This window comes from Streptomyces aculeolatus (assembly GCF_020400605.1).
Lineage (GTDB): Bacteria > Actinomycetota > Actinomycetes > Streptomycetales > Streptomycetaceae > Streptomyces > Streptomyces aculeolatus.
Genome location: NZ_JAINRD010000020.1, coordinates 98,467 through 122,473 on the forward strand (window position 1 = coordinate 98,467; position 24,007 = coordinate 122,473).

Here is a 24,007-nt window from a genome sequence, read left to right on the forward strand (position 1 = left end):
TGCGGTGGCCTCCGTTGCCGGGTGGGGTCTCGCTGTCCGGGCTCGGCGGGGGCGGGGGCGCGGGGGGCTGGGTGGGGGCGGGGTTGCCGCCGTGTCATGCGGGGTCGGGCATGGGGTATCTCCTTGATGTCGCTGCTGTGGGGCCCACCCCCGGGGACGGGAGCATCCGGGGGTGGGAGATCAGGCGGTGCGGGGCCCCGGCCAGGGCGTGCGGCTGCGGGGCGGGCAGCCCTGCGCCTGCCGGAGGCTCACGCACACCGGCCGGTCACCGAACGGCGCGGGTTCTGCACGCGATCGCCGGTCTACCGAGGGCTGGGCTCTTCGCCGGTGGTCACGGCCGCGTCCGTCGCGGCAGCGGTGCGGTGACGGTGATCCGGCCGTGGCCGGGTTCGAGGTCGTTCTCGCCGCCGGTGGTCATGCAGTAGCCGCCGGCCTGGTGGACCGCCAGCCGCAGGACTGCGCTGGCCTCGCGGTCCCGGCTGATCCGGTCCCAGGAGTCGACCAGGCATACGGCAGGGGCGGCGGACTGCCGTATGGCGTACGTCATCGCCTCCCACTGCGGCCGCGGCCAGTTGATCAGCGCGTGGTCCCCGCGGTCCACCCACTCCCCGGCGATCACCCAACCCCGCTCGACGGCATACCGGCGGCATCGCGTTATGCGCTCGTCCAGAGCGGCAGCCGCCAACGTGGCGTGCCGGTCGTAGACGAATGCGAGAGTGAGCGGGCCCGGGGTCCCCATGGTCGGCTCCATGTGACGGCGGTGGTCGGACAGCCACAGCCTGCCGACTCCGTGTAGTCGTGGTGTTACCCGTTCCGGGAACAACCTGGTGCTACCTGCCCACCCACGCCGCCAGCGACGTCAGCCCCTCCGAGGCGCGTCGCTGACGCCGTACCAGCGTGCCGACCGTCTCCCGCATCAGCGGGTGGTAACGGGCCTGCTGGGGGGCGACCTGTCGGGCCGTCTGGAGGGCGTCCTGCGCGGCCTCGGCGCGGCCCATCTGCGTGTAGGCCCGGCCCAACTCGATGTGATAGCGCCCCACGCGCATCCGCGGGTGCCCGGCGGGGAAGTGCAGGCTGCGGGCACGCTTCACCGCGCTGCCGAGCCGGCCAAGCTCGACGAGCGTGGCGACCTCGAAGTGCCCGACGCTCGCCGCGCCGAACGACGACCAGTAGACCTGCGGCACCTCGTGGCCGATCCTGTCGGCGACGTTCCGCGCCAGCTCCATGTGCCCCTCGACCTCGTCGGCGTCCTTCGCCTGCGCGGCGGCGATGGCGCCGGCGAGGTGCAGGCTGCCGGTCACGGCCAGGGCCTCCTGGGAGGCGGGCTTGTCGTGCGCCTCGACGAGCCGGTGGCCACGCTCCAGTACCTGCAGGGAGCGCCGGTTGTCGCCGCGGCGCAGGAGCATGCTGGACCGCTTGGACAGGCGCATCGCCAGCAGCAGGGGGTCCTGGGCCCGGTCGGCCATCCAGCCCATGCGTTCCAGCGCGATGGTGGCGAGTTGGTGGTAGCCGAGGCGGTAGGCGAACTCGTAGCTGACCCAGTAGCACCAGGACAGCAGCGCGGCAGTCCGCCGCTCGTCGTCGCTGCGGTCGGGTACCGAGGCCAGCGCGGTGGTGAGTTCGGCGAGCAGGCCGGGGAGCTGGGTGCCGACGCCTTTGTACTCGGTGGCGTAGGTGCTCCCGCAGAGCCTCTCCACGTCGGCGGCGATCCGCGGCAGGGGCCGCGGGGTGACCTCCGGGTCGGGACCGAGGTCGTAGACGTCCAGGGCCTCGGCCAGGGGGGCGATGAGCTGATCGAGGTGGTCCTGCTGCAACTGCGAGACGTAGGGCTGGCCGTTGAGGACCGCGATGTCCACTTGCAGCGGACGGGCGACGGCCGCGACGACGGCGGGCGTCGCGGGAGAGATACCGGCCTCGACGCGGGCGAGGTAGGCGCGGGAGAGGTGTGCCTGCTGTGCGAGGGCCTGCTGGGTCAGGTGGCGCAGCTTGCGGTAGTCCGCGATCCGGGCGCCAATGTGGTCGTCAGCGGGGTGAGACATGTCGGCTCCAGTTCTGACCTCGACACTCAGAACCGTACTCCCGAGCCGCCCGGGGATCAGAGGTTCAGGCCGCAGCGCGCCCGGGTCGGCCCGGCCGCGTCAAGCTCCTCCGTGGCTTCCTGCTCAACTGATCGGGCCGCGGCTGGCCGCCGCCGCCTACTCGGGCGGGTGTTCATGGACGGAAGTTCGCCCTTGCTCGCGGGGAAGGCACCCCAATGGCCCCAAGCTTGGTCCTCTGATGAGCACGTCGCCATCACCTCTATTAGCGTTGCCGCTAGACGGAGGGTCCGGCATGAACGAATTCGGAGGAAATTCGTCACGATCAGAGTGAACATGACGAACTTTCTCGATAGTGCCGCGGGCCTTCTCGTGCGCCTGCGGTCTCATATCCGCTCGGCTGCCTTGCCTTCTGTGAACCGACCCACGCGTCGCCGCCCCGGCAAAGCGTGGGTGGCCTGACCCTGTTCATTCCCCCGAACACGGAGGCAACCATGCGCTTCGCTCGTCGGCATTTCGCCCTTCTCGCCGTTGCGGTTCTCGGCGGCTCTGCCGGGCTCGCGCTCAACGGATCCGTGTCGGCCGACGCGATACCGCAGAAGACGGCCGCGACTGCGGCAACCCACCCGGCTGACGCTTCCTCGGCGATAGGCCGCACCATCAGCGTGGAGGCCCAACTGCAAGTCGGTGAAGAGCTGGATCTCGGTGCAACGGGCCGCACCGTCGGCGACCAGTTCATCTTCAGCGGGAATCTGGTGTCGACCGGGAGGCAAGGAGAAAGCCCCGTCGGCCGCTTCGGCGGGTTCTGCGTCATCACCGACCTCGAACGCAACGCGGGACAGTGCTCGTCGACCGCGGTGCTGCCGGAAGGACAGATCACCATCCAGGGCGAGCAAGCCGGAATTCCGGTACCGAGCCCGGTCGTCAACGCGATCACCGGAGGCACCGGGGAGTTCCGTAAGGCGCGCGGTCAGGTGACGCAGCGGGTGCTGACGCCGTCGACCTGGAAACTCACCTTCGAAGTTTTCGACGTTCAGCATCGCCGGACCGGGGACGGTCCCACTCCTTCCGAGGTGCCGATGCCCGTGCCTCCGACCTCCCCCGGCAAGTAGCCCCGCACCCGACACCACACATGGAGACGTCGTGATCAAGAACTCCCGCACCCTCATAAGCTGGGGCGTCGCCCTTGCCACCGCCACGGCCGCCACCGTCACGATGGGCGCATCCACCGGTGGCCCGCCGCCGCCGCTGCCGGCGGACCAGCAAACCCGTCATACGGCCGGTGAGGGGAAGGAACCGCAGACTGAGCCTCAGGCGGCAGAGCGCCGGCAGATCGCCACATCGGTCCTGGACAAGGACTTCACGTTCACACTCACCGCCCTGAGGTCGCAGACCGATCCGCAGGCCGCATCCGTGCGCCTTCAGGTCTTCACCTTCCAGGACGGTGTGTGGAGAGAATCGGACCGTGCTCTGGTCGGCGAGGTGGACTCCTGGTTCTGGTTCCCGCTGACCGGCCGCCACGCGGTGTGCGAGTTCTCCACCGCCGGTACGGAGCCCGCACCGGTTGCCGTCAGCCTGCTGATCACGCCATCGATCGGCTGCTCACCGACCGCGAACTTCCAGATCGAGAACGGGCAGATCATCCCCACCTGACAGCTCCGGTCGAGCGAGCGGAGCCGACGGCACGGGAACCGCGTGACCTGCCACGATCCGGCAGGTCACGCACCCCTCAGTCCTCCGGCGTGGGCTCCTCCGCGTTGCGCCAGATCGTCAGGTCGAACGTGACGTACGTCGCGTCCCCCGACTCGCCCTTGCCGCCGTACGTCGCCACCGCGATGTGGCCCGCGTCGCTCAGCACGCAGAACTCCTGGCCTGCGCTGATCTGGTCGAGGGTGATCTTCTCCGTGTAGCGGGTCTCCGCGCGGCAGGTCTCCAGGGTGCCCTCCTGCGCGTTGTTCAGCAGGACGAACTTCCCGTTGTCGGTGCCGATCCAGGAGTCCTCGAAGAGCGTGTCGACGTAGTAGTACAGGTCCTTGCCGCTGTAGGCGACGTCCCCCTCCTCCGGCCGCGGGGGGTCGTCGGCGAGCGAGACCGCGTAGTTCTGCGTCACGTCGATGCCCTCGTACGAGACCGGCGTGGGGTCGGGCCGCTCCTCCTTCTTCTCGCCCGAGGCCGCGCCCTCGGCCGCGTCCTTGCCGCTGCCGCCTCCGCCGCTGCTGTCGGCGCTGCTGGCGGGCGGCTTGCTCGCGTCGTCCTTGTCGGAGTCCTTCGGCAGCAGGGAACCGACGACCGCGGCGACCACGAGGACCCCCACCACCGCCGCCGCGACGATCAGCCCGGTCCGCTTCTTCCTGGGCTGCTGCGGGGGTGCGTATCCGTACGGGGGGTGGGCGCCCGGGGGCGGGGTGCGGTAGCCGGGCGGGGGAGCGGGGTGCGCCGGGCGGCCCGGCGGGGGCGGTGCCGCCGCGGGGGCCCCGGGGACTCCGGGGGCCGTCTGCGTCGGCGCCGCCGCGGCGGGGGTGAACCCCGGCGCCGGCGGCTGCGCCGGGTGCTGCGGCGCGAACTCGGTCGGCGTCGGCGCGACGGCCGGCTGCGGCGGCGGGGTCTTCGCCGGTTCCGGCAGCTGGAGCCGCTCGGTGATCGATCCGGCGACCGACTGCGGCAGCCAGTCCTCGCCCTGCCGCAGCGGTTCCGGCGAGATCTCGTGGCACAGCTCGATGACCTCGGTGAGGCTCGGCCGCGCGTCCGCGTCGCGGGTCAGGCAGCGGCTCACCAGCGGCAGCAGCTCCGCCGGCACCCGGCTGAGGTCGGGGTCCTCGTGCACGATCCGGTAGAGGACGGCGTGCGAGGACCCCTCGCCGTAGGCGGGGGAGCCGATCGCCGCGAAGGCCGCGATCTGGCCGAGGGCGAAGATGTCGGTGGCGGGGCCGATCGTGCCGGTCGACGCCTGTTCCGGCGCCATGAACGCCGGGGTGCCCACGCTGACTCCGGTGCCGGTGAGCGCGGTGGTCTCCGCGGCGCGGGCGATGCCGAAGTCGATCACGCGGGGGCCGTCGGAGGCGAGCAGGACGTTGGCGGGCTTGAGGTCGCGGTGGACGATGCCCGCGCCGTGGATGACGTGCAGGGCCTCGGCGACGCCGACGGACAGCAGCAGCACGCTCCGCAGCGGCAGCGCGCCGTGCTGGGCCACGGCGTGCGCGAGTGAGGGCCCCGGTACGTACGCGGTGGCCAGCCAGGGCTGTGCGCCCTCGGTGTCGGAGTCGATGACCGGCGCGGTGTAGAGGCCCTGCACCCGCTGCGCGGCCTGGACCTCCCGCTGGAAGCGCCGCCGGAACTCGGGGTCCTCGCTGAACTCGGGCCGGATCACCTTGATCGCGATGGGCCGGCCGCCGGGCGTGTACGAGAGGTACACCTTGCCCATGCCGCCCGTGCCGAGCACGGCGGCGAGGCGGTAGCCGCCGACCACGGCCGGGTCGCTCGGTTCAAGCGGCTTGAAAAGGCCGGCCGAAGGTGCACTCGCCATGGTGATCATCCCCTGTTCACGGCGGTTCAGATCCCGCCGTCCCCGAAGTCAAGCGGGAGCGTACCGACTTTTCCTCGCCGTCCTCACCACAGAGCGCAACAACCCTGCAACAACAGGTTTCGCGCGGGGGGTTGACGGGTCGCGTGGGTCTCCCTAGCTTCCGAAATCGATTTCATATCGTGGAGTCGAAGGATGCGGGAGGGCCGCCATGACCGTCGACCGCGCCGGAAGAGCCGGTGATCACGCCTGCCGCCCCGGGACCGGGTGCTGTCCGCCGGGGAGCTCCGCGCCGCCGGACGGGCTCAACCGGCGCGGGTTCGTCGCGCTCGGGGCCGCCGCCGCCGTGGCCCTGGGCCTGCCGCCGCGCGGGGCCGTCGCCGTGCCCGCCGACAAGGGGCTGGGCGACGGGTGGTTCAAGGAGCTGCGGCGGCGCGGCGAGGGGACCGCGTACCGGGGGGAGGCGCTCACCAACGTCGGGATGCCCGTGGGCGGGGTGGCGGCCGGGCAGGTCTACCTCGCCGGCGACGGGCGGCTGTGGCTCTGGGAGGTCGACAACCCCGACAGCTTCCCGTACGGCGGGGCCGACTGGCAGGGGCTGCACTACGCCGAACCGCTGCCGTTCACCTCGCCGTTCGCCACCGGGTTCGCCCTGCGGTGGCAGCAGGAGAAGGGCCCCGGCGGGACCCGGGCGCTCGACGGCACGGGATTCGAGGACGTCGCGTTCCGCGGGCGCTACCCCGTCGGCACCGTCTCCTACGCCGACCCCGGCGTCCCGCTCGCCGTCACCCTGGAGGCGTACTCCCCCTTCGTCCCCACCGCCGTCGAGGACTCCTCGCTGCCCGTCACCGTCCTCGACTACGAGCTGCGCAACACCGGCAGCCGGCCCCTGACCGCCGAACTCCTCGGCTTCGCCGAGAACCCCGTCTGCCTGCGCAGCCGCACGGCCCAGCCGGTCACCCTCACCGCCGCCCCCTTCGAGGGCGACGCCGCCGGCGTGCAGTTCGGCGCCCGCGAGGGCACGCTCCCTCAACCCCCGCGCGAGGAAATCGTTTTCGAGGACTGGGAGCGCACCGACTACGAAGGCTGGACCGTCACCGGCACCGCCTTCGGCGCCGGCCCCGTCACCGAGGCCGAGTGCCCCGACTACTTCAAGCGCTTCGGCGACCTCGGCGTCTCCGGCACCCGCTTCGTCACCTCCCACCACTTCCGCGGCGGCGGCGACGCCGCCGCGGCCGACGCCGCCCGGGGCAGGCTGGTCAGCGAGCCGTTCACCATCGAGCGCCGCTACGTCGCCGTCGGCGTCGGCGGCGGCAGCCAGGCCGGCAAGGCATGCGTCAACGTCGTCGTCGACGGCGAGACCGTCGCCTCCTTCACCGGCCGCAACGCCGAGCCGATGGCCCCGCGCGCGTACGACGTCAGCGCCCACGAGGGCAAGCGGGCGACCATCGAGATCGTGGACGAGTCGACCGGCGGCTGGGGCCACCTCAACGTCGACCGCATCCGCTTCACCGACGCCCCCGTCGCGGAACAGCCCATGGGCGAGCTGACCGACAACGGCACCTTCGCGCTCGCCGCCGCCCACCCCGACGCCCGCGTCCGGCCCTCCGTCGCCGACTGGTCCACCCCCGGCGCGCTCTTCGACTCCGCCGACGCCCCCGCGGAGGCGGACGGCGGCCGCACGACCGTCGCGGGCACCGTCACCGTCCCCGTACGCCTCGCGCCCGGCGGGACGGCGCGCGTCCGCTTCGTCCTCGCCTGGCACTTCGACCGCGTCGACCGGCAGCTCTTCGGCTACCTCACCGGCGCCGAGTCGCTGCGCCGGCACTACGGCACCCGCTTCGCCGACGCCCGCGCAGCCGCCGCCCACACCGCCGAGCGCGGCGGTGAACTCGCCGCGGCCACCCGCGAGTTCGTCCGCACCTGGTACGAGGACGCCACCCTCCCGCACTGGTTCCTCGAACGCACTCTCGCCCCCGCCTCCACCCTCGCCACCTCCACCGCCCACCGCTTCCAGGACGGCCGCTTCTACGCCTGGGAGGGCCTGTACTGCTGCGACGGCACCTGCACCCACGTCTGGAACTACGCCCAGTCCGTCGGCCGGCTCTTCCCCGCGCTGGAGCGCGACACCCGCGAGCGCGTCGACTTCGGCCTCGCCTTCCACGAGGACACCGGCGCCGTCGACTACCGCGGCGAGGCCGCCCGGCACGTCGCCCACGACGGCCAGTGCGGCAACGTGCTGCGCACGTACCGCGAGCACCTCATGGCCCCCGACACCGCGTTCCTCACGCGCGTCTGGCCGCGCGTGAAGAAGGCCACCGAGTACCTGATACGCGCCGACGCGCTCGACGGCCGCGAGGCCGACGGCGTACTCGAAGGCGAGCAGTACAACACCCTCGACGCCTCCTGGTACGGCGAGATCCCCTGGATCTCCGGCCTGTACGTCGCCGCCCTGCACGCCGCCGCGGCCATGGCCGACGAGATGGCCGACGCCGCCTTCGCCGCCGAGTGCCGCGAGCTGGCCGCCCGCGGCACGAAGGAGCTGGAGGCGCGGATGTGGAACGAGCGCCACGGCTACTTCGAGCACCTCGTCGACCCCGCCCACGCCGACGCCATCAACTCCAACCGGGGCTGCCACATCGACCAGATGTACGGCGAGACGTACGCCTTCCAGCTCGGACTGCCGCGCGTCTTCCCCGAGGACAAGGCGCGTACCGCGCTCGCGAACCTCTACCGGCACAACTTCCTGCCCGACGCGCAGTCCTACAAGGAGGTCTCCGGCATCCCCGGCGGCCGGATCTACTCCACCGCGGGCGAGGCGGGCACCGTCATGTGCACCTGGCCGTTCGGCGGCAGCGACACCGCGCCCGGCAGCGGCGAGCCGTTCGCCATCGGGTACTTCAACGAGGTGTGGACGGGGCAGGAGTACCAGTTCGCGGCCCACCTCATGCACGAGGGGATGACCGACGAGGCGCTGGCCGTCACGCGGGCCGTGCACGACCGGCACAGCGCGGAGAAGCGGAACCCGTACAACGAGATCGAGTGCTCCGACCACTACGCGCGCGCCATGATGAGCCACGCCGTCTACCTCGCCGCCACCGGCTTCGACTACCACGGGCCGCGCGGGCGGCTCGGCTTCGCCCCGCGGCTCTGGGACGGGCGGGACTTCGCCGCCGCGTTCGTCACCGCCGAGGGCTGGGGCCTGTACCGCCAGCGCCGCCGGGGCCGCACGCTGACCGCCCGCGCGGAGCTGCGCCACGGGACGCTGCGGCTCACCTCCCTCGCCGCCCCCGCCCGCGCCGGCGCGCGGGCCGCCGCGGAGCGGATCGGGCGGGACGGGCGGCGGCACCGGGTCGCGGTGCTGCGGACGGCGGCGGAGAACGGGCGGACGGCGGCGGAGTTCGCCGAGGCGGTCACGCTGCGGGCCGGGGAGACGCTGGAGGTGACGTACCGGTGACGGGACGGGACGCACCGGCGTCCGCCCCGGTGACCTTCGCCGTCGTCGGCGGCTTCCTCGGCGCCGGCAAGACCACCACCCTCGCCGCCCTCGCCCGCGAACTGACCGCCCGCGGGCGGCGGGTGGCGCTCGTCGCCAACGACCAGGGCGACGAGCTCGTCGACACGCGCCTCGCCGAGGCCGCCGCCGGCTGGGCCGGGGAGGTCACCGGCGGCTGCTTCTGCTGCCGCTTCGAGGACCTGCTCGACGTCGTCACACGGGCCGTCGAGGAGTACGGCGCGGACACCGTCCTCGCGGAGGCGGTCGGCAGCTGTACGGACCTGCAAGCGACGGTCGTACGGCCGCTGCACCGGCGGTACGGGGCGCGGTTCCGCGTCGCGCCGCTGCTCACGGTGGTCGACCCGGCCCGGTTCGCGGCCATCGGGCGGGCCGGGGAGGCCGACCTCGCGTACCTCTTCGACCGGCAGCTCGCCGACGCCGACGTGATCGCGCTCAACAAGGCGGACGCCGTGGACCCGGCGCTGTCGGCCGCGGTGCGGACCGCGCTGGCGGCACTGCACCCCCGCACGCCGGTGCTGACGTACTCGGCCCGTACGGGCACGGGCCTGCCGGCGCTCACCGAAACGCTGACGGCGCCGACCCCCGCGCCCCCGGCGCCGGACGCGGCCGCCGCGGCGGCCCCCGCGGCGCGCGAGGCGCCAACTCCGGCAGGCGGCCCCGGCGGCCGGATCGCGCCCGCGGCGCCCGCCGGGTCCGGCGACCACGCCGGTCCCGCCGGTCCCGGCACCACCACCGGTCGGAACCGCGACCTCGTCATCGACTACGACCGCTACGCCGCCGCCGAGGCCCGCCTCGCCTGGCTCAACCACACCGCCGAGGTCCGCGCCCCGCGCTCCGCCGCCGGCTTCCCCTCCGCCCGCTGGGCCGCCACCCTGCTCGCCGAACTGACCGCAGGCGCCGCCCTCGTCGGCCACGCCAAGGTCCACCTCACCGCGCCCGACGGCCGGACGACGAAGGCGTCCGCGGTCGGCGACGGCCGGGCACCGGCGGTGGACGCCGACGGCGGCGCGATGCGGTCGGCGCGGGCGCTGGTCAACGCGCGACTCGTCTGCCCCGCGGCGGAGCTGGACGCCGCCCTGGCCGCGGCGGTACGCGCCGCCGACGCCGCGGCGGGCGCGGCGACGTCGGCCCCGGCGCAGCCCGCGGCGTTCCACCCGGCGTACCCCCGCCCCGTCCACCGCCTCCCGGCAGAGCCGCCCCCGCGGTGACGGCCACCGCGACGGACACCGCGACGGCCCGCCGGGACCGCCGCCGCGACGGCCCGCCGGGACCGCCGCCGCGACGGCCCGCCGGGACCGCCGCCGCGACGGCCCGCCGGGACCGCCGCCGCGACGGCCGCCCTGCCCCGCCGTGACCGCCCCGCCGCCTCCCCCCGGGACCGCCGCCGCCCCCGCCGCCGGGAGCCCGTCCCGAAACGTCCCGCCCCCGCCCCTGTTACATCCGCATGACCCCGTAAAACCCCTGCTCCAGCCCCCGCACCGCCCCCCTCCACCCGCCCGGAACACCGAAATCTCACCTGTCAACCCCGCCTCCCGTGAGGGCAAGGTTGCGCCCGCGTCACCTGTCAGCACAGTCTGGAAACCCGCCGTCCCTACGGTCACCCTGAACCAGATCCGCCGCCCCCCGCGGGCCGGCGGCCCGCCGACGAAGGGCAGGGACGGCTGCGATGACCGGCTCCGGGCAGACCGCGCGCAGGGGGAAGCGCTGGATCGAGGAGTGGGATCCCGAGGACGAGGCGTTCTGGGCGGAGAAGGGGGAGAAGACCGCCAACCGCAACCTCCTCTACTCCGTCTTCTCCGAGCACATCGGCTTCTCCATCTGGACTCTCTTCTCCGTGCTCGTCCTCTTCATGGGCGACGAGTACGGCATCGACGCCGCCGGGAAGTTCTTCCTCGTCTCCGTCGCCACCCTCGTCGGCGCCTGCGTGCGCGTGCCGTACACCTTCGCCGTCGCCCGCTTCGGCGGCCGCAACTGGACGGTGTTCAGCGCCCTGATGCTCCTGCTGCCGACCGCCGCCGCGTTCGCCGTGATGGAGCCGGGAACGTCGTATGGCACTTTCTTGCTGGTCGCCGCGCTCGCCGGGGTCGGCGGGGGCAACTTCGCCTCGTCGATGACGAACATCAACGCCTTCTTCCCGCTGCACCGCAAGGGCTGGGCCCTCGGGCTCAACGCCGGCGGCGGCAACATAGGCGTGCCCGTCATCCAGCTCGCCGCGCTGCTCGTCATCGCCGTCGCCGGGGACGGCCGGCCGCGCGTGCTGCTCGCCGTCTACATGCCGCTCATCCTCGTCGCCGCCGCGCTCGCCTGGCTGCGGATGGACAACCTGGCGCCGGTACGGAACGACACCGGCGCGGCGAAGGAGTCCGTCCGGGACGCGCACACGTGGATCATGTCCTTCCTGTACATCGGCACCTTCGGCTCGTTCATCGGCTACAGCTTCGCCTTCGGGCTGGTGCTCCAGACCCAGTTCGACCGCACCCCGCTCCAGGCCGCGGCCGTCACGTTCATCGGGCCGCTGCTCGGCTCGGTGATCCGGCCGGTCGGCGGGTGGCTGGCCGACCGGTACGGCGGGGCGCGGATCACGCTGTGGAACTTCGCCGCGATGGCCGGCGCGACGGCCGTCGTCGTCTTCGCGTCCGTACGCGAGTCGCTGCCCGTGTACCTGGTGGGCTTCGTCGCGCTGTTCCTCTTCTCCGGGCTCGGCAACGGCTCCACGTACAAGATGATCCCCGGCATCTACCAGGCGAAGGCCCTGGCCATGGGGCTGCGGGGCGAGCAGGCGAACACGTACGCCAGGAGGCTGTCCGGCGCCGCCATCGGCCTCATCGGCGCGGTCGGGGCGCTCGGCGGGCTCGGCATCAACCTCGCCTTCCGGCAGTCCTTCCTCGCCAACGGCAACGGCACGGCCGCCTGCGTGGCCTTCCTCGTCTTCTACGCTGTGTGCTTCGTGGTGACCTGGGCCGTGTACCTGCGCGGGCCGCGCACGCCCGCCGCGCGCGGCGACGGCGCGGACGGCCCGCAGCCGCGGACCCCCGCGTACGCGGGGGTGTGAGCGCAGCACCATGGCACGGCACGAACGGCACCGACCGGGGAGCAGCGAATCATGACCGTACCCACCGAGGTCAAACCCCTGGAGGGCTTCTCCGTCGGCGTCACGGCCGCACGCCGAGCGGACGAGCTGAGCACCCTGCTGTCGCGGCGCGGCGCGATCGTGTACCGCGCGCCCGCGCTGCGGATCGTGCCCCTGCACGACGACGACGAGTTGCTGAACACGACGAAGGCGCTCATCGGCGACCCGCCGGACGTCGTCGTCGCCACCACCGCCATCGGCTTCCGCGGCTGGGTCGAGGCCGCGGGCGGCTGGGGCCTCGGCGACGCGCTTCTCGACAAGCTGGCGGGCGTCGAACTGCTGGCGCGCGGGCCGAAGGTGCGCGGGGCGATCCGGGCGGCGGGGCTGACCGAGTCGTGGTCGCCGGCGTCGGAGTCGATGGCGGAGGTGCTGGAGCGGTTGCTCGCCGAGGGCGTCGAGGGCCGGCGGGTGGCGCTGCAGCAGCACGGCGAGCCGCTGCCGGGGTTCGTCGAGTCGCTACGGGCCGCGGGCGCGGACGTCATCGTCGTACCCGTCTACCGCTGGATGCCGCCGGAGGACCCGGCGCCGCTGGACCGGCTGCTGGACGCGGTCGTGGTCCGCGGCGTGGACGCGGTGACGTTCACCAGCGCCCCGGCCGCGGCGAGCTTCCTGGACCGGGCGGCGACCCGGCACTGCCGCGACGAGGTCCTCGACGCCCTGCGCCACGAAGTGCTGCCGGCCTGCGTCGGGCCGCTCACGGCGCTGCCGCTGGAGCGGCACGACGTGCCGACCGCCCAGCCGGAGCGCTACCGCCTCGGCCCTCTCGTGCAGCTCGTCGCCCTCGAACTCCCCGCCCGCGTACGGTCGCTGCCGCTCGCGGGGCACCGCGTGGACATCCGCGGCCACGCCGTGATCATCGACGGCGTGCTGCGGCCCGTGCCGCCCGCCGGCATGTCGCTGCTGCGCACCCTGGCCCACCGGCCGGGCTGGGTCGTCTCCCGCGCGGAGCTGCTGCGCGCGCTGCCCGGCGCGGGCAGCGACGAGCACGCGGTGGAGACGGCGATGACCCGGCTGCGTACGGCCCTGGGGGTGCCGAAGCTCATCCAGACGGTCGTCAAGCGCGGCTACCGCCTCTCCCTGGACCCGCACACCGACGACAAGTACGACGAGTAGGGCGGGAACCGCGGCCGTCCCGCGGAAGCCGCGCCGGCCGCGGCCCGTCCCGTGGTCCGGTTCGAGGAGTGGCCGCGGTGCGTTGAACGCCCCCGCGGCGATCTCCGTACTCCTCGACCGGAGGTGAGGGATGCGGGACGATGCCGTGGTGGCAGCGCAGCGCTCGAAGCCGACTCCCGACGAGGAGTTGATGCGGGTCCTCTACCGCGAGCACGCGGGCCCGCTGTTCGGCTTCGTGCTGCGCCTGGTCGCCGGCGACCGGCACCGGGCGGAGGACGTCGTACAGGAGACGCTGCTGCGCGCCTGGCGGCACGCCGACGAACTGGCGGCCGCCGACGGCTCCGTGCGGCCGTGGCTCGTCACCGTGGCCCGCCGGATAGTGATCGACGGGCACCGCAGCAGGCAGGCGCGCCCGCGCGAGACGGACTCCGCGCCGCTGGAGAGCGTCCCGGCCGCCGACGACACCGACCGGGTGCTGCGGCTGATGACGATCTCCGACGCGCTCGCCGACCTGACCCCTGCCCACCGCGCCGCGCTGGTGGAGACGTACTTCAAGGGGCGGACGGCGAACGAGGCGGCCGAGGTGCTGGGCGTCCCGGCGGGGACGGTGCGCTCACGGGTGTTCTACGCGCTGCGCTCGCTGCGGTTGTCGCTGGAGGAACGGGGAGTGGTGCCGTGACCGAGCAACGGCATCCGGACGTCGGGGCGTACGCGATCGGCGCGCTGGAACAGGACGAGGCGGAGCGGTTCGAGGAGCACCTCGCCGGGTGCGAGCGGTGCGCCGACGCGCTGGCGGAGCTGGTGCCGGTCGCCGACATGCTGGCGGACGTGCCGCCGCCGCAGGAGCCGCCGCCGGGCGCGCTCGACCGGCTGCTGACGGAGCTGACGGTGGTACGGGCCCGGCAGCGGCAGGTGCGCCGGAAGCTGGTCGTCGCGGTGACGGCGGCGGCGGTGGTGGCGGTCGCGGCGCCGGTGGTGACGGCGGTGGTGCTGACCGGCGACGAGCCGGCGGCGGAGCAGCGGCGGGCGGACGTGTCGGGGCAGGAGGTCAGGGCCGTCGACCCGGAGACGGGCGTGGAGGCCAGGATCAGGCTGCGCCCGGTGACGTGGGGGACGAGCGTGGACCTGGACCTGCGCGGGGTCACGGGCCCGCGCCGGTGCGACCTCCAGGCGGTGGGCAAGGACGGCTCGCACGAGACGGTGACCAGCTGGGGCGTCCCGGCGGACGGCTACGGGGCCGGGAACGGCAGGAACGCGGGCGCCAGCGGCCAGGGCGGCGGGAACAGCCTGCGGACCTCCGGGGGGACGAGCATGTCGCCGGACGACATCGACCACTTCGAGGTGGTCACGTCGGAGGGCGACCGCCTGGTGATGGTCCCGGCGGAGGCCGGCTGACGCACCCGCCCGGCCCGGCCGCCGCCACACCCCCGCCGACCTGGGCCGACCTCCGGTCACTCCTTCGCGAGAGGTAAGATGAACGGCTGCCTTGTCCGTACGAAGGGGGCCGCGGGTGACCGCGCACATCACCGCCCCGGACTCCGTCCGGGATCGCGAGATCCAGGCCGAGCAGGACCATCTGGACCGCGTGTACGACCGCCTCGAGGAGAAGATCCACGAGGCGGAGTTCCTCATGAGCGACGCCGCCAAGCGCGGCCAGGTCGGCACCCCCGGCGCGCTCGCCGAGCGCGACGCCCAGGTCTTCCGCGCCGGTGTCCATCTCAACCGGCTGAACAGCGAGTTCGAGGACTTCCTCTTCGGCCGCATCGACCTCCTGCCCGGCAAGGACGGCGTCCGCGGCCCCGACGGCGCGTACACCTCCGTCGAACCCGCCGACGACGCCGTGGCCGGCGACGGCGGCGGCGGCGAGCAGCGCGCCCGCATCGAGGAGACCCTGCACATCGGCCGCCTCGGCGTCCTCGACGCCGACTACGCCCCCCTGGTCATCGACTGGCGCGCCCCCGCCGCAGCCCCCTTCTACCGCGCCACCCCCGTCGCCCCCGGCCGGGTCGTGCGCCGCCGCGTCATCCGCTCCAAGGGCCGCCGGGTGCTCGGCGTCGAGGACGACCTGCTGCGGCCCGAGCTGTCGGTGACGCTGGCCGGCGCCGCGCTGCCCGTCGTCGGCGACGGCGCGCTGATGGCGGCGCTGGGCCGGGCCCGTACGCACGCGATGCGCGACATCGTCTCCTCCATCCAGGCCGAGCAGGACACCGTCATCCGCGCGCCCGCCGCCTCCGTCACGGAGGTCGAGGGCGGGCCCGGCACCGGCAAGACGGCGGTGGCGCTGCACCGCGCCGCGTACCTGCTGTACCAGGACCGTCGGCGGTACGCGGGCGGCATCCTCGTCGTCAGCCCGACGCCGCTGCTCGTGGCGTACACCGAGGGCGTGCTGCCGTCGCTCGGCGAGGAGGGGCAGGTCGCGATCCGCGCGGTGGGCTCGCTGGTCGAGGGCGCCGAGGCCGCGCTGTACGACGAGCCGCGGGTGGCCCGCGTGAAGGGCTCGGCGCGGATGGTGCGGGTGCTGCGCCGGGCGGCGCGCGGGGCGCTGACGGTGGGGGAGGTGCCGCAGCGGCTGCGGGTGGTGGCGTTCGGCGCCCGGGTGGAGCTGGACGCGCGGGAGCTGCGGCGCGTACGGCAGGCGGTGCTCGGCGGTACGGCGCCGGTGAACCTGCTGCGGGCCAGGGCGCGCCGGTTCCTGCTGGACGCGCTGTGGCAGAAGTCCGGCGCCCGGCCGCGCTACGACGACCCCGAGCTGGCCGCGGAGGCGCGGGCGGCGTTCGACGAGGACATCTCCACCGAGGACGACTTCCTGGCCTTCCTCGACGCCTGGTGGCCGGAGTTGACGCCGCGGGGCGTGCTCGCGGCGCTCGCCGACGAGCGGCGGCTCGCGGGCTTCGGGCGGCGCGTGCTGAACCCCGCCGAGGTCCGCGGCGTCGCCCGCTCGCTGGCCCGCGACGGGCTGACCGTGCACGACGTGGCGCTGCTGGACGAGTTGCAGGTGCTGCTCGGCGCGCCCGCCAGGCCCGCCAGACAGCGGGAGCTGGACCCGCTGGACCAGCTGACGGGCCTGGAGGAGCTGACGACGTACGGGGAGCGCACCGCGCCCGCCGCGCGCCGGCGCGACGAGGAGCGGCAGGAGTACGCGCACGTCATCGTCGACGAGGCGCAGGACCTGACGCCGATGCAGTGGCGGATGGTGGGCCGCCGCGGGCGGCACGCGACGTGGACGGTCGTCGGCGATCCGGCGCAGAGTTCGTGGCCGGACCCGGAGGAGGCGGCCGCGGCGCGTACGGAGGCGCTGGGCACGAGGCCGCGGCGGCGCTTCACGCTGACCGTCAACTACCGCAACCCGGCGGAGATCGCCGACGTCGCCTCCCGGGTGCTGGCGCTCGCCATGCCCGGCACGGAGCCGCCGGAGGCGGTGCGCTCGACCGGGGTGGTGCCGCGGTTCGCGGCGGCGGGGGCGGATCCGTACGACACGGTGCGCGCGGAGGTCGGGCGGCTGCTCGCGGACGTGGACGGCACGGTGGGCGTCGTGGTGCCGATGGGCCGCCGGGAGGAGGCCCGCGGCCGGCTGGCGGACCTGGGGGAGCGCGTGGTGGTGCTGGGCAGCCTGGAGGCCAAGGGCCTGGAGTACGACGCCACGGTGGTGCTCTCGCCGGCGGAGATGGCGGACGAGTCACCGGCGGGCCTGCGGGTGCTGTACGTGGCCCTCACCCGGGCGACGCAGCGGCTGACGGTCGTCGCCACCGCCCCGGATCTCCCGGACGCCGAAGGCGTCCCCGACCTGCTGCGTCCGTAGCTCCGGCGGCCGCGGGAGCCACAGGGGCCGCCGGGACGGGAATGGCCTTGCGGGGATGGTTTGTTAGCCTGGCAGTGGCACCGGCCCGATCCATGCCCCCGGGCCCAACCTTAGGCGCTTCGAGCGCCCACTTGCCGCGAGGCGAGCTGGCGGGTCGGTGCCACCAGGCTTCTCCGGGCCGGGTGTGCGGCAGCAGTGCCGCGCACCCGGCCCGCGGCCTTTCCCGGGGCTCCGGACGCGCGTTGCCCGCCCTCCCGTCTTGTGGAAAAGTGATTCCGCCTTCCGGAGGGTTTCCGGATACCGCCCGGTAGGTGCGACCATCGATCCGATCCGCAGCGGGGCGTGTCGCGCCCCGTGGCTTCACCACACAAGAGGGAACACACGGCCATGGCAACGGCGCCAAGCGTCTCCTACTCGAACACGGTCCGGCTGGAGGTGCCCGCGGGCGGCAACGCCGTCAGCCAGCTCACCTCCGCCGTGGAGTCCTCCGGCGGCAGCGTCACCGGCCTCGACGTCACCGCCTCCGGCCACGAGCGGCTGCGTATCGACGTCACCATCGCCGCCGCCTCCACGGACCACGCGCGCTCCATCGTCGAGAAGCTCCGCGGCATCGAGGGCGTCAGCGTCGGCAAGGTCTCCGACCGTACGTTCCTCATGCACCTCGGCGGCAAGATCGAGATGCAGTCCAAGCACCCCATCCGCAACCGCGACGACCTGTCGATGATCTACACCCCGGGCGTCGCCCGCGTCTGCATGCAGATCGCCGAGAACCCCGAGGACGCCCGCCGGCTGACCATCAAGCGCAACAGCGTCGCCGTCGTCACCGACGGCTCCGCCGTCCTGGGCCTGGGCAACATCGGCCCCAAGGCCGCGCTGCCCGTGATGGAGGGCAAGGCGGCGCTCTTCAAGCGCTTCGCCGCCATCGACGCCTGGCCGCTGTGCCTGGACACCCAGGACACCGACGCCATCGTGGAGATCGTCAAGGCCATCGCCCCCGGCTTCGCCGGCATCAACCTGGAGGACATCTCCGCGCCCCGCTGCTTCGAGATCGAGGCGCGGCTGCGCGAGGCGCTGGACATCCCCGTCTTCCACGACGACCAGCACGGCACCGCCATCGTCGTGCTCGCGGCGCTCACCAACGCGCTGCGGGTGGTCGGCAAGGAACTGGCCGACGTGCGCGTGGTGATGTCCGGGGCCGGCGCCGCCGGCACGGCGATCCTCAAACTGCTGATCGACGCCGGCGCCAAGCACGCCGTCGTCGCCGACATCAACGGCGTCGTCCACTCCGGCCGCGCCGACCTGGTCGACGCCGCACCCGGCAGCGCGCTGCGCTGGATCGCCGAGAACACCAACCGCGACGGCCTCACCGGCACGCTCAAGGACGCCGTGCGCGGCGCCGACGTCTTCATCGGCGTCTCCGCCCCCGACGTCATCGACGGCGAGGACGTGGCCGCCATGGCGTCCGACGCCATCGTCTTCGCGCTGGCCAACCCCGACCCCGAGGTCGACCCGGCCGCCGCCCGCGAGCACGCCGCCGTCGTCGCCACCGGGCGCAGCGACTTCCCGAACCAGATCAACAACGTGCTCGTCTTCCCGGGCGTCTTCCGCGGCCTGCTCGATGCGCACTCGCGGACCGTCAACTCCGAGATGATGATCGCCGCGGCCCGCGCCATCGCCGACGTCGTGCACGGCGACGAGCTGAACCCGAACTACATCATCCCGAGCGTCTTCAACGACCGGGTGGCCCCCACGGTCGCCGACGCCGTCCGCGACGCCGCCCAGGCGGCGGGCGTCACGGCGCCGCCCACCGACGGGGCGTAACCGCCCCGGCACGCCGCGTGGGAACGGGCCCGGCCCCGGCGCGTCGGCTGGCTTTCGGGCCGCGCGTACGTCATAAGTGTGCGGATGGACGGGCTGCGGCGGACGACGCGCCAGGCCCTGGGGGCGCGCCGGATTGGCGTTTCCGCCGCAGGTGAGGGCAGGATGCGTAGTCGGGCGCGAGGCGCTGTCATGGGACCCGGTTTCGGGGACTGTCAGCGGGTCCTGGCAGCATCGGCTTTGATCTCACGCCTCAATGGCAAGAAAACACGGGAGACAGATATGAACCGCAGTGAGCTGGTGGCCGCGATCGCAGAGCGCGCCGAGGTGACCCGCAAGGACGCCGACGCCATGGTGGCCGCCCTCGCCGAGGTCGCCGGGGAGGTCGTCAGCAAGGGCGACGAGAGGATCACCATTCCCGGCTTCCTGACCTTCGAGCGCACCCACCGCAAGGCGCGCTCCGCCCGCAACCCGCAGACCGGCGAGCCGATCCAGATTCCCGCTGGTTACAGCGTGAAGGTCACCGCCGGCTCCAAGCTCAAGGAAGCGGCCAAGGGCAAGTAACGCCCGCAGACCGAGGAGGAGGGCGGCCGGACCCAGCGGGGGCGGCCGCCCTTCGCCTGTCTGCGGGCGGGTGCTGCGCGGATACGCCGCGGGCGGCGGGGCTCAGCCGGCCGCGGCGGCGACGGCCGGGACGTCCGGCAGCTCCGCGCGGGCGCCGAGGTCCGCGAGCTTCTGCAGGAAGTTCTCGTAGCCGCGGTTGATCAGGTCGATGCCGTGCACCCGCGAGGTGCCCTGCGCCGCCAGCGCCGCGATGAGGTACGAGAAGCCGCCGCGCAGGTCCGGGATGACCAGGTCGGCGCCCTCCAGCTTCGTCGGCCCGGAGACGACCGCGGAGTGCAGGAAGTTGTGCTGCCCGAAGCGGCAGGGCGTGCCGCCCAGGCACTCGCGGTAGAGCTGGATGTGCGCACCCATCTGGTTGAGCGCGGAGGTGAAGCCGAGGCGCGACTCGTACACCGTCTCGTGCACGATCGACAGCCCCGACGCCTGCGTGAGGGCGACGACCAGCGGCTGCTGCCAGTCGGTCTGGAAGCCGGGGTGGACGTCGGTCTCCAGCGCGATGGCGTTCAGCGGGCCGCCCGGGTGCCAGAAGCGGATGCCGTCGTCGCCGATCTCGAAGGCGCCGCCGACCTTCCGGAAGGTGTTGAGGAACGTCATCATCGAGCGCTGCAGCGCGCCGCGCACGAAGATGTCGCCCTCGGTCGCCAGCGCCGCGGACGCCCAGGAGGCGGCCTCCAGCCGGTCCGGCAGGGCGCGGTGGGTGTAGCCGCCGAGCTTGTCGACGCCGGTGATGCGGATGGTCCTGTCGGTGTCCATCGCGATGATCGCGCCCATCTTCTGCAGTACGCAGATGAGGTCCTCGATCTCCGGCTCGACGGCCGCGTTGGACAGCTCGGTGACGCCCTCGGCCAGCACGGCCGTCAGCAGCACCTGCTCGGTGGCCCCCACCGACGGGTAGGGCAGCCGGATCTTCGTGCCGCGCAGCCGCTGGGGCGCCTCCAGGTACTGCCCGTCGGCGCGCTTGTCGATCCGGGCGCCGAACTGGCGCAGCACGTCGAAGTGGAAGTCGATGGGCCGGCCGCCGATGTCGCAGCCGCCGAGGCCCGGGATGAAGGCGTGGCCGAGGCGGTGCAGCAGCGGGCCGCAGAAGAGGATCGGGATCCGGGAGGAGCCCGCGTGCGCGTCGATGTCGGCGACGTGCGCGCTCTCGACGTGCGTCGGGTCGAGCACCAGCTCGCCCGGCTCCTCGCCGGGGCCGACGGTCACGCCGTGCAGCTGGAGCAGGCCCCGTACCACGCGCACGTCGCGGATGTCCGGGACGTTGCGCAGCCGACTGGGGGAGCTGCCGAGCAGCGCGGCCACCATCGCCTTGGGCACGAGGTTCTTGGCCCCGCGGACGTGGATCTCGCCCCTCAGGGGCGTACCGCCGTGGACGAGAAGAACATCGGCGCTGTCAGGAGCTGTCATGAGGCTCGCGATCCTGGAGACGGGCTGGGACAGACAGAAATGCTAATGCCCCGGATACCCCCCTCCCCCGGGCCGGGGCAGGGCGGGGAACGTCATGAATTCGCTACAGAAACGGAAGGGAGACGTGGGGGGACTCTGCGTACGGCGCACGGGTGCACAGGGTGACCGGGAGCTTGCGCGCCCGGCGTGGCCGACCGCGCCGGGCGCCGGGGGGCGAGCGGGGCGCGCACCCCCCACGGCGTCGTGTGCGGACCCCCTGGGTCAGGAGAGGCGGCCGGGGCCGCCGCGCGTGGCGCGCGGTGCGCGCATTGCCGTATTCCTCGGCCGTCCGCTCCCCACGCGCCCGTAACTGCGGGATCATGTCCGCATGACGGAGGTGTCATCCCTCACGGGCCGGTTGCTGGTCGCGACGCCGGCCCTGACCGATCCGAACTTCACCCGGACCGTGGTGCTCCTGCTCGACCACGACGAGGAGGGGTCGCTCGGCGTCGTGCTCAACCGCCCGACCCCCGTCGGCGTCGTCGACGTGCTCCAGGACTGGGCCGACCTCGCAGGCGACCCCGGCGTGGTCTTCCAGGGCGGCCCGGTCTCCCTCGACTCCGCGCTCGGCCTCGCGGTGGTCCCCGGCGACCAGGGCGGCGGTGTGCCCGGCGGTGAGGGCCCGCTCGGCTGGCGCCGGGTGCACGGCGCCATCGGCCTGGTCGACCTGGACGCCCCGCCCGAGCTGCTGGCGGCGGAGCTGGGCACGCTGCGGATCTTCGCGGGGTACGCGGGGTGGGGTCCCGGGCAGTTGGAGGAGGAGCTGGACGACGGCGCGTGGTACGTCGTGGAGTCCGAGCCCGGGGACGTGTCCTCGCCCGCTCCCGAGGGCCTGTGGCGGGCGGTGCTGCGGCGGCAGCGCAGCGAGCTGGCGATGGTCGCGACATATCCGGACGACCCGAGCCTGAACTGATCCGCGGTGCCGTCGGTACCCTTGGCCACCATGAGCACTCCTCTCCCCGAGCCCGAACGCGGAACCGGCACCGGCACCCTCGTCGAACCGACGCCGGAGGTGTCGCACGGCGACGGCGACCACGAGCGCTTCGCCCACTACGTCCAGAAGGACAAGATCATGGCCAGCGCGCTCGACGGCACCCCCGTCGTGGCGCTCTGCGGCAAGGTGTGGGTCCCGGGGCGCGATCCGAAGAAGTACCCCGTCTGCCCCATGTGCAAGGAGATCTACGAGTCCATGGGCGCCGGCGGCGGCAAGGACGGCGGCAAGGACGGCGGCAAGAAGAAGTAGCGGCATCCCGGCCGCGGCCCCGGGTCCCCGGTCCGCGGCCCTCCGTTCCGCTCCCGTTCCACCGCCGGAATGGTCTAGTCCAAGCCGCCTTCCTGGGGCAGGATGAGGTCATGGATCTCATCCCCGCGCCCAGCAGCGCCGCCCGCACCAGCGACACCGCGACCTTCGCCCTGGGCCAGGGCACCGTCCTCGCCGCAGGCGACGGCGCCGACGGCGTCGCCCGGTGGCTGCGCGCCGAGCTGGGCGCGGCCACCGGACTGCCGCTCGCCCCGGGAGACCCGGCCGGCGCCGCCGGGGCGGTCCGCCTGGACGTCGACCCCGCGCTCAGCCTCGCCGGCGGTCCCGCGGGCGCGGCCGGCGCCGAGGCGTACCGGCTGGAGATCGGCCCCGGCGGCGTGCACCTGACGGGCGGCGGCCCCGCCGGACTCTTCTGGGGCGCGCAGACCCTGCGCCAGCTCCTCGGCCCGCAGGCGTACCGCACCGCGCCCCTCGGCGAGCGCACCTGGGAGCTGCCGCACTGCCGCATCGAGGACGCCCCGCGGTTCGGCTGGCGCGGCTTCATGCTCGACGTCTCCCGGCACTTCCTCACCAAGCGCGAGGTGCTGCGCCACCTCGACCTCATGGCCGCGCACAAGCTCAACGTGCTGCACTTCCACCTCACCGACGACCAGGGCTGGCGCATCGAGATCAAGCGCCACCCCAAGCTCACCGAGGACGCCTCCTGGCGCCCGCGCACCAAGGTCGGCCACCGCGCCTCCGACATCTGGGACGAGCGCCCGCACGGCGGCTTCTACACCCAGGACGACCTCCGCGAGATCGTCGCGTACGCCGCCGCCCGGCACATCACCGTCGTCCCGGAGATCGACATCCCCGGCCACTCGCAGGCCGCCATCCACGCCTACCCCTGGCTCGGCAACACCGACGTCGTCGACACCGCGGCGCTCGACGTCTGGGGCGACTGGGGCGTCTCGGAGAACGTCCTCGCGCCCACCGACGACGTGCTGCGCTTCTACGAGGGCGTCTTCGAGGAGGTGCTCGACCTCTTCCCGTCCACGTTCGTACACGTCGGCGGCGACGAGTGCCCCAAGCACCAGTGGAAGGCGTCGCCCGCCGCCCAGGCCCGCATCCGCGAACTCGGCCTGGCCGACGAGGACGAGCTGCAGTCGTGGTTCATCCGGCACTTCGACCGCTGGCTCGCCGACCGCGGCCGGCGCCTCATCGGCTGGGACGAGATCCTCGAAGGCGGCCTCGCCGACGGCGCCACCGTCTCCTCCTGGCGCGGCTACGCCGGCGGCATCGCCGCGGCGCAGGCCGGCCACGACGTCGTGATGTGTCCGGAGCAGCAGGTGTACCTCAACTACCGCGAATCGGGCGCCCCGGACGAGCCGGTGCCGATCGCCCAGGTGCGTACGCTGGAGGACTTCTACCGCTTCGAGCCCGTGCCGCCGCAGCTCGACGGCGCCGCGGCGGAGCACGTCATCGGCACCCAGGCCAACGTCTGGAGCGAGGTGCTGGAGAGCCCGCAGCGCTTCGACTACCAGGTGTATCCCCGCCTCGCCGCCTTCGCCGAGGTCGCCTGGTCCGCCCTGCCGCCGTCCGCCGAGCGGGACTTCGCCGGCTTCACGGCCCGCATGGAGGAGCACTACGCGCGCCTCGACGCCCTCGGCGTCGACTACCGCCCGCCCGGCGGCCCGCGGCCGTGGCAGCAGCGCCCCGGGGTGCTCGGACGCCCGATCGAAGGGCCGCCCCCGATCGTGTGAGGCC

18 protein-coding genes are annotated in these 24,007 nt (G+C 73.6%); 14 read left to right on the forward strand and 4 right to left on the reverse strand.

All coding sequences use genetic code 11. The features are described 5' to 3' along the window. Positions 1 to 331 precede the first annotated feature (331 nt). Both LG396_RS28005 and LG396_RS28010 read right to left on the reverse strand, forming a co-directional pair. Positions 332 to 739: a recombinase family protein gene (locus LG396_RS28005; RefSeq protein ID WP_225796895.1), complete on the reverse strand. Its 408-nt coding sequence runs from the start codon at positions 737 to 739 to the stop codon at positions 332 to 334. Positions 740 to 830: 91 nt separating this feature from the next. Next, entirely contained in the window at positions 831 to 2,039 is a 1,209-nt protein-coding gene (locus LG396_RS28010) for a helix-turn-helix domain-containing protein (protein ID WP_225796896.1), read from the reverse strand. Between the two features lie 491 nt (positions 2,040 to 2,530). Between LG396_RS28010 and LG396_RS28015 the strand changes: the two genes are divergently transcribed. Beyond that, positions 2,531 to 3,148 (forward strand): dirigent protein, encoded by a 618-nt coding sequence (locus LG396_RS28015; RefSeq protein WP_225796897.1) that lies wholly within the window; start codon positions 2,531 to 2,533, stop codon positions 3,146 to 3,148. Between the two features lie 31 nt (positions 3,149 to 3,179). Then, positions 3,180 to 3,689, forward strand: coding sequence for a hypothetical protein (locus tag LG396_RS28020; RefSeq protein ID WP_225796898.1), 510 nt, complete (start codon positions 3,180 to 3,182; stop codon positions 3,687 to 3,689). Positions 3,690 to 3,765: 76 nt separating this feature from the next. On the opposite strand, the gene LG396_RS28025 is transcribed toward LG396_RS28020, so the two are convergent. After that, a complete protein-coding gene (locus tag LG396_RS28025; protein ID WP_225796899.1) occupies positions 3,766 to 5,568 on the reverse strand; it encodes a serine/threonine-protein kinase in 1,803 nt (600 codons plus the stop codon). A 199-nt stretch (positions 5,569 to 5,767) separates the two neighbouring features. Between LG396_RS28025 and LG396_RS28030 the strand changes: the two genes are divergently transcribed. The 9 genes from LG396_RS28030 (at position 5,768) to LG396_RS28070 (ending at position 19,497) form a co-directional block, all read left to right on the forward strand. Then, a complete protein-coding gene (locus LG396_RS28030; protein ID WP_225796900.1) occupies positions 5,768 to 9,013 on the forward strand; it encodes a GH116 family glycosyl hydrolase in 3,246 nt (1,081 codons plus the stop codon). Continuing rightward, positions 9,010 to 10,281 carry a GTP-binding protein gene (locus LG396_RS28035; RefSeq protein ID WP_225796901.1) on the forward strand — a complete coding sequence of 424 codons (1,272 nt, stop codon included), beginning with the start codon at positions 9,010 to 9,012 and terminating at the stop codon, positions 10,279 to 10,281. The genes LG396_RS28030 and LG396_RS28035 overlap by 4 nt, the downstream gene beginning before the upstream one ends. A gap of 458 nt (positions 10,282 to 10,739) precedes the next feature. Next, positions 10,740 to 12,125: a nitrate/nitrite transporter gene (locus LG396_RS28040; RefSeq protein ID WP_225796902.1), complete on the forward strand. Its 1,386-nt coding sequence runs from the start codon at positions 10,740 to 10,742 to the stop codon at positions 12,123 to 12,125. 51 nt (positions 12,126 to 12,176) lie between these two features. After that, positions 12,177 to 13,316, forward strand: a complete 1,140-nt coding sequence (locus tag LG396_RS28045; RefSeq protein ID WP_037753040.1) for a uroporphyrinogen-III synthase — start codon at positions 12,177 to 12,179, stop codon at positions 13,314 to 13,316. Positions 13,317 to 13,446: 130 nt separating this feature from the next. Beyond that, the gene (locus LG396_RS28050) at positions 13,447 to 13,995 is read left to right on the forward strand and encodes a sigma-70 family RNA polymerase sigma factor (RefSeq protein WP_018833997.1); all 549 of its coding nucleotides are present in this window, start codon (positions 13,447 to 13,449) and stop codon (positions 13,993 to 13,995) included. Beyond that, a complete protein-coding gene (locus tag LG396_RS28055) occupies positions 13,992 to 14,711 on the forward strand; it encodes a zf-HC2 domain-containing protein (protein WP_225796903.1) in 720 nt (239 codons plus the stop codon). The genes LG396_RS28050 and LG396_RS28055 overlap by 4 nt, the downstream gene beginning before the upstream one ends. Before the next feature lie 115 nt (positions 14,712 to 14,826). Next, positions 14,827 to 17,115 (forward strand): HelD family protein, encoded by a 2,289-nt coding sequence (locus tag LG396_RS28060; RefSeq protein WP_225796904.1) that lies wholly within the window; start codon positions 14,827 to 14,829, stop codon positions 17,113 to 17,115. A 387-nt stretch (positions 17,116 to 17,502) separates the two neighbouring features. Further along, entirely contained in the window at positions 17,503 to 18,936 is a 1,434-nt protein-coding gene (locus LG396_RS28065) for an NAD-dependent malic enzyme (protein ID WP_018834000.1), read from the forward strand. 279 nt (positions 18,937 to 19,215) lie between these two features. After that, positions 19,216 to 19,497, forward strand: coding sequence for an HU family DNA-binding protein (locus LG396_RS28070; RefSeq protein WP_018834001.1), 282 nt, complete (start codon positions 19,216 to 19,218; stop codon positions 19,495 to 19,497). A 102-nt stretch (positions 19,498 to 19,599) separates the two neighbouring features. Here the strand turns inward: LG396_RS28070 and murA are convergent, their stop codons facing one another. Next, a complete protein-coding gene (gene murA, locus LG396_RS28075; protein ID WP_018843844.1) occupies positions 19,600 to 20,961 on the reverse strand; it encodes a UDP-N-acetylglucosamine 1-carboxyvinyltransferase in 1,362 nt (453 codons plus the stop codon). Between the two features lie 367 nt (positions 20,962 to 21,328). Here murA and LG396_RS28080 point away from each other — a divergent pair, with 367 nt between their 5' ends. The 3 genes from LG396_RS28080 to LG396_RS28090 all read left to right on the forward strand — a co-directional run bounded on the left by LG396_RS28080 (position 21,329) and on the right by LG396_RS28090 (position 24,003). Next, the gene (locus LG396_RS28080) at positions 21,329 to 21,913 is read left to right on the forward strand and encodes a YqgE/AlgH family protein (RefSeq protein WP_018834003.1); all 585 of its coding nucleotides are present in this window, start codon (positions 21,329 to 21,331) and stop codon (positions 21,911 to 21,913) included. A gap of 30 nt (positions 21,914 to 21,943) precedes the next feature. After that, positions 21,944 to 22,243, forward strand: a complete 300-nt coding sequence (locus LG396_RS28085; protein WP_018843843.1) for a DUF3039 domain-containing protein — start codon at positions 21,944 to 21,946, stop codon at positions 22,241 to 22,243. A 110-nt stretch (positions 22,244 to 22,353) separates the two neighbouring features. Next, on the forward strand, positions 22,354 to 24,003 hold the full coding sequence (locus LG396_RS28090) for a beta-N-acetylhexosaminidase (RefSeq protein ID WP_225796905.1): 1,650 nt from the start codon (positions 22,354 to 22,356) through the stop codon (positions 24,001 to 24,003). Positions 24,004 to 24,007: the final 4 nt, after the last annotated feature.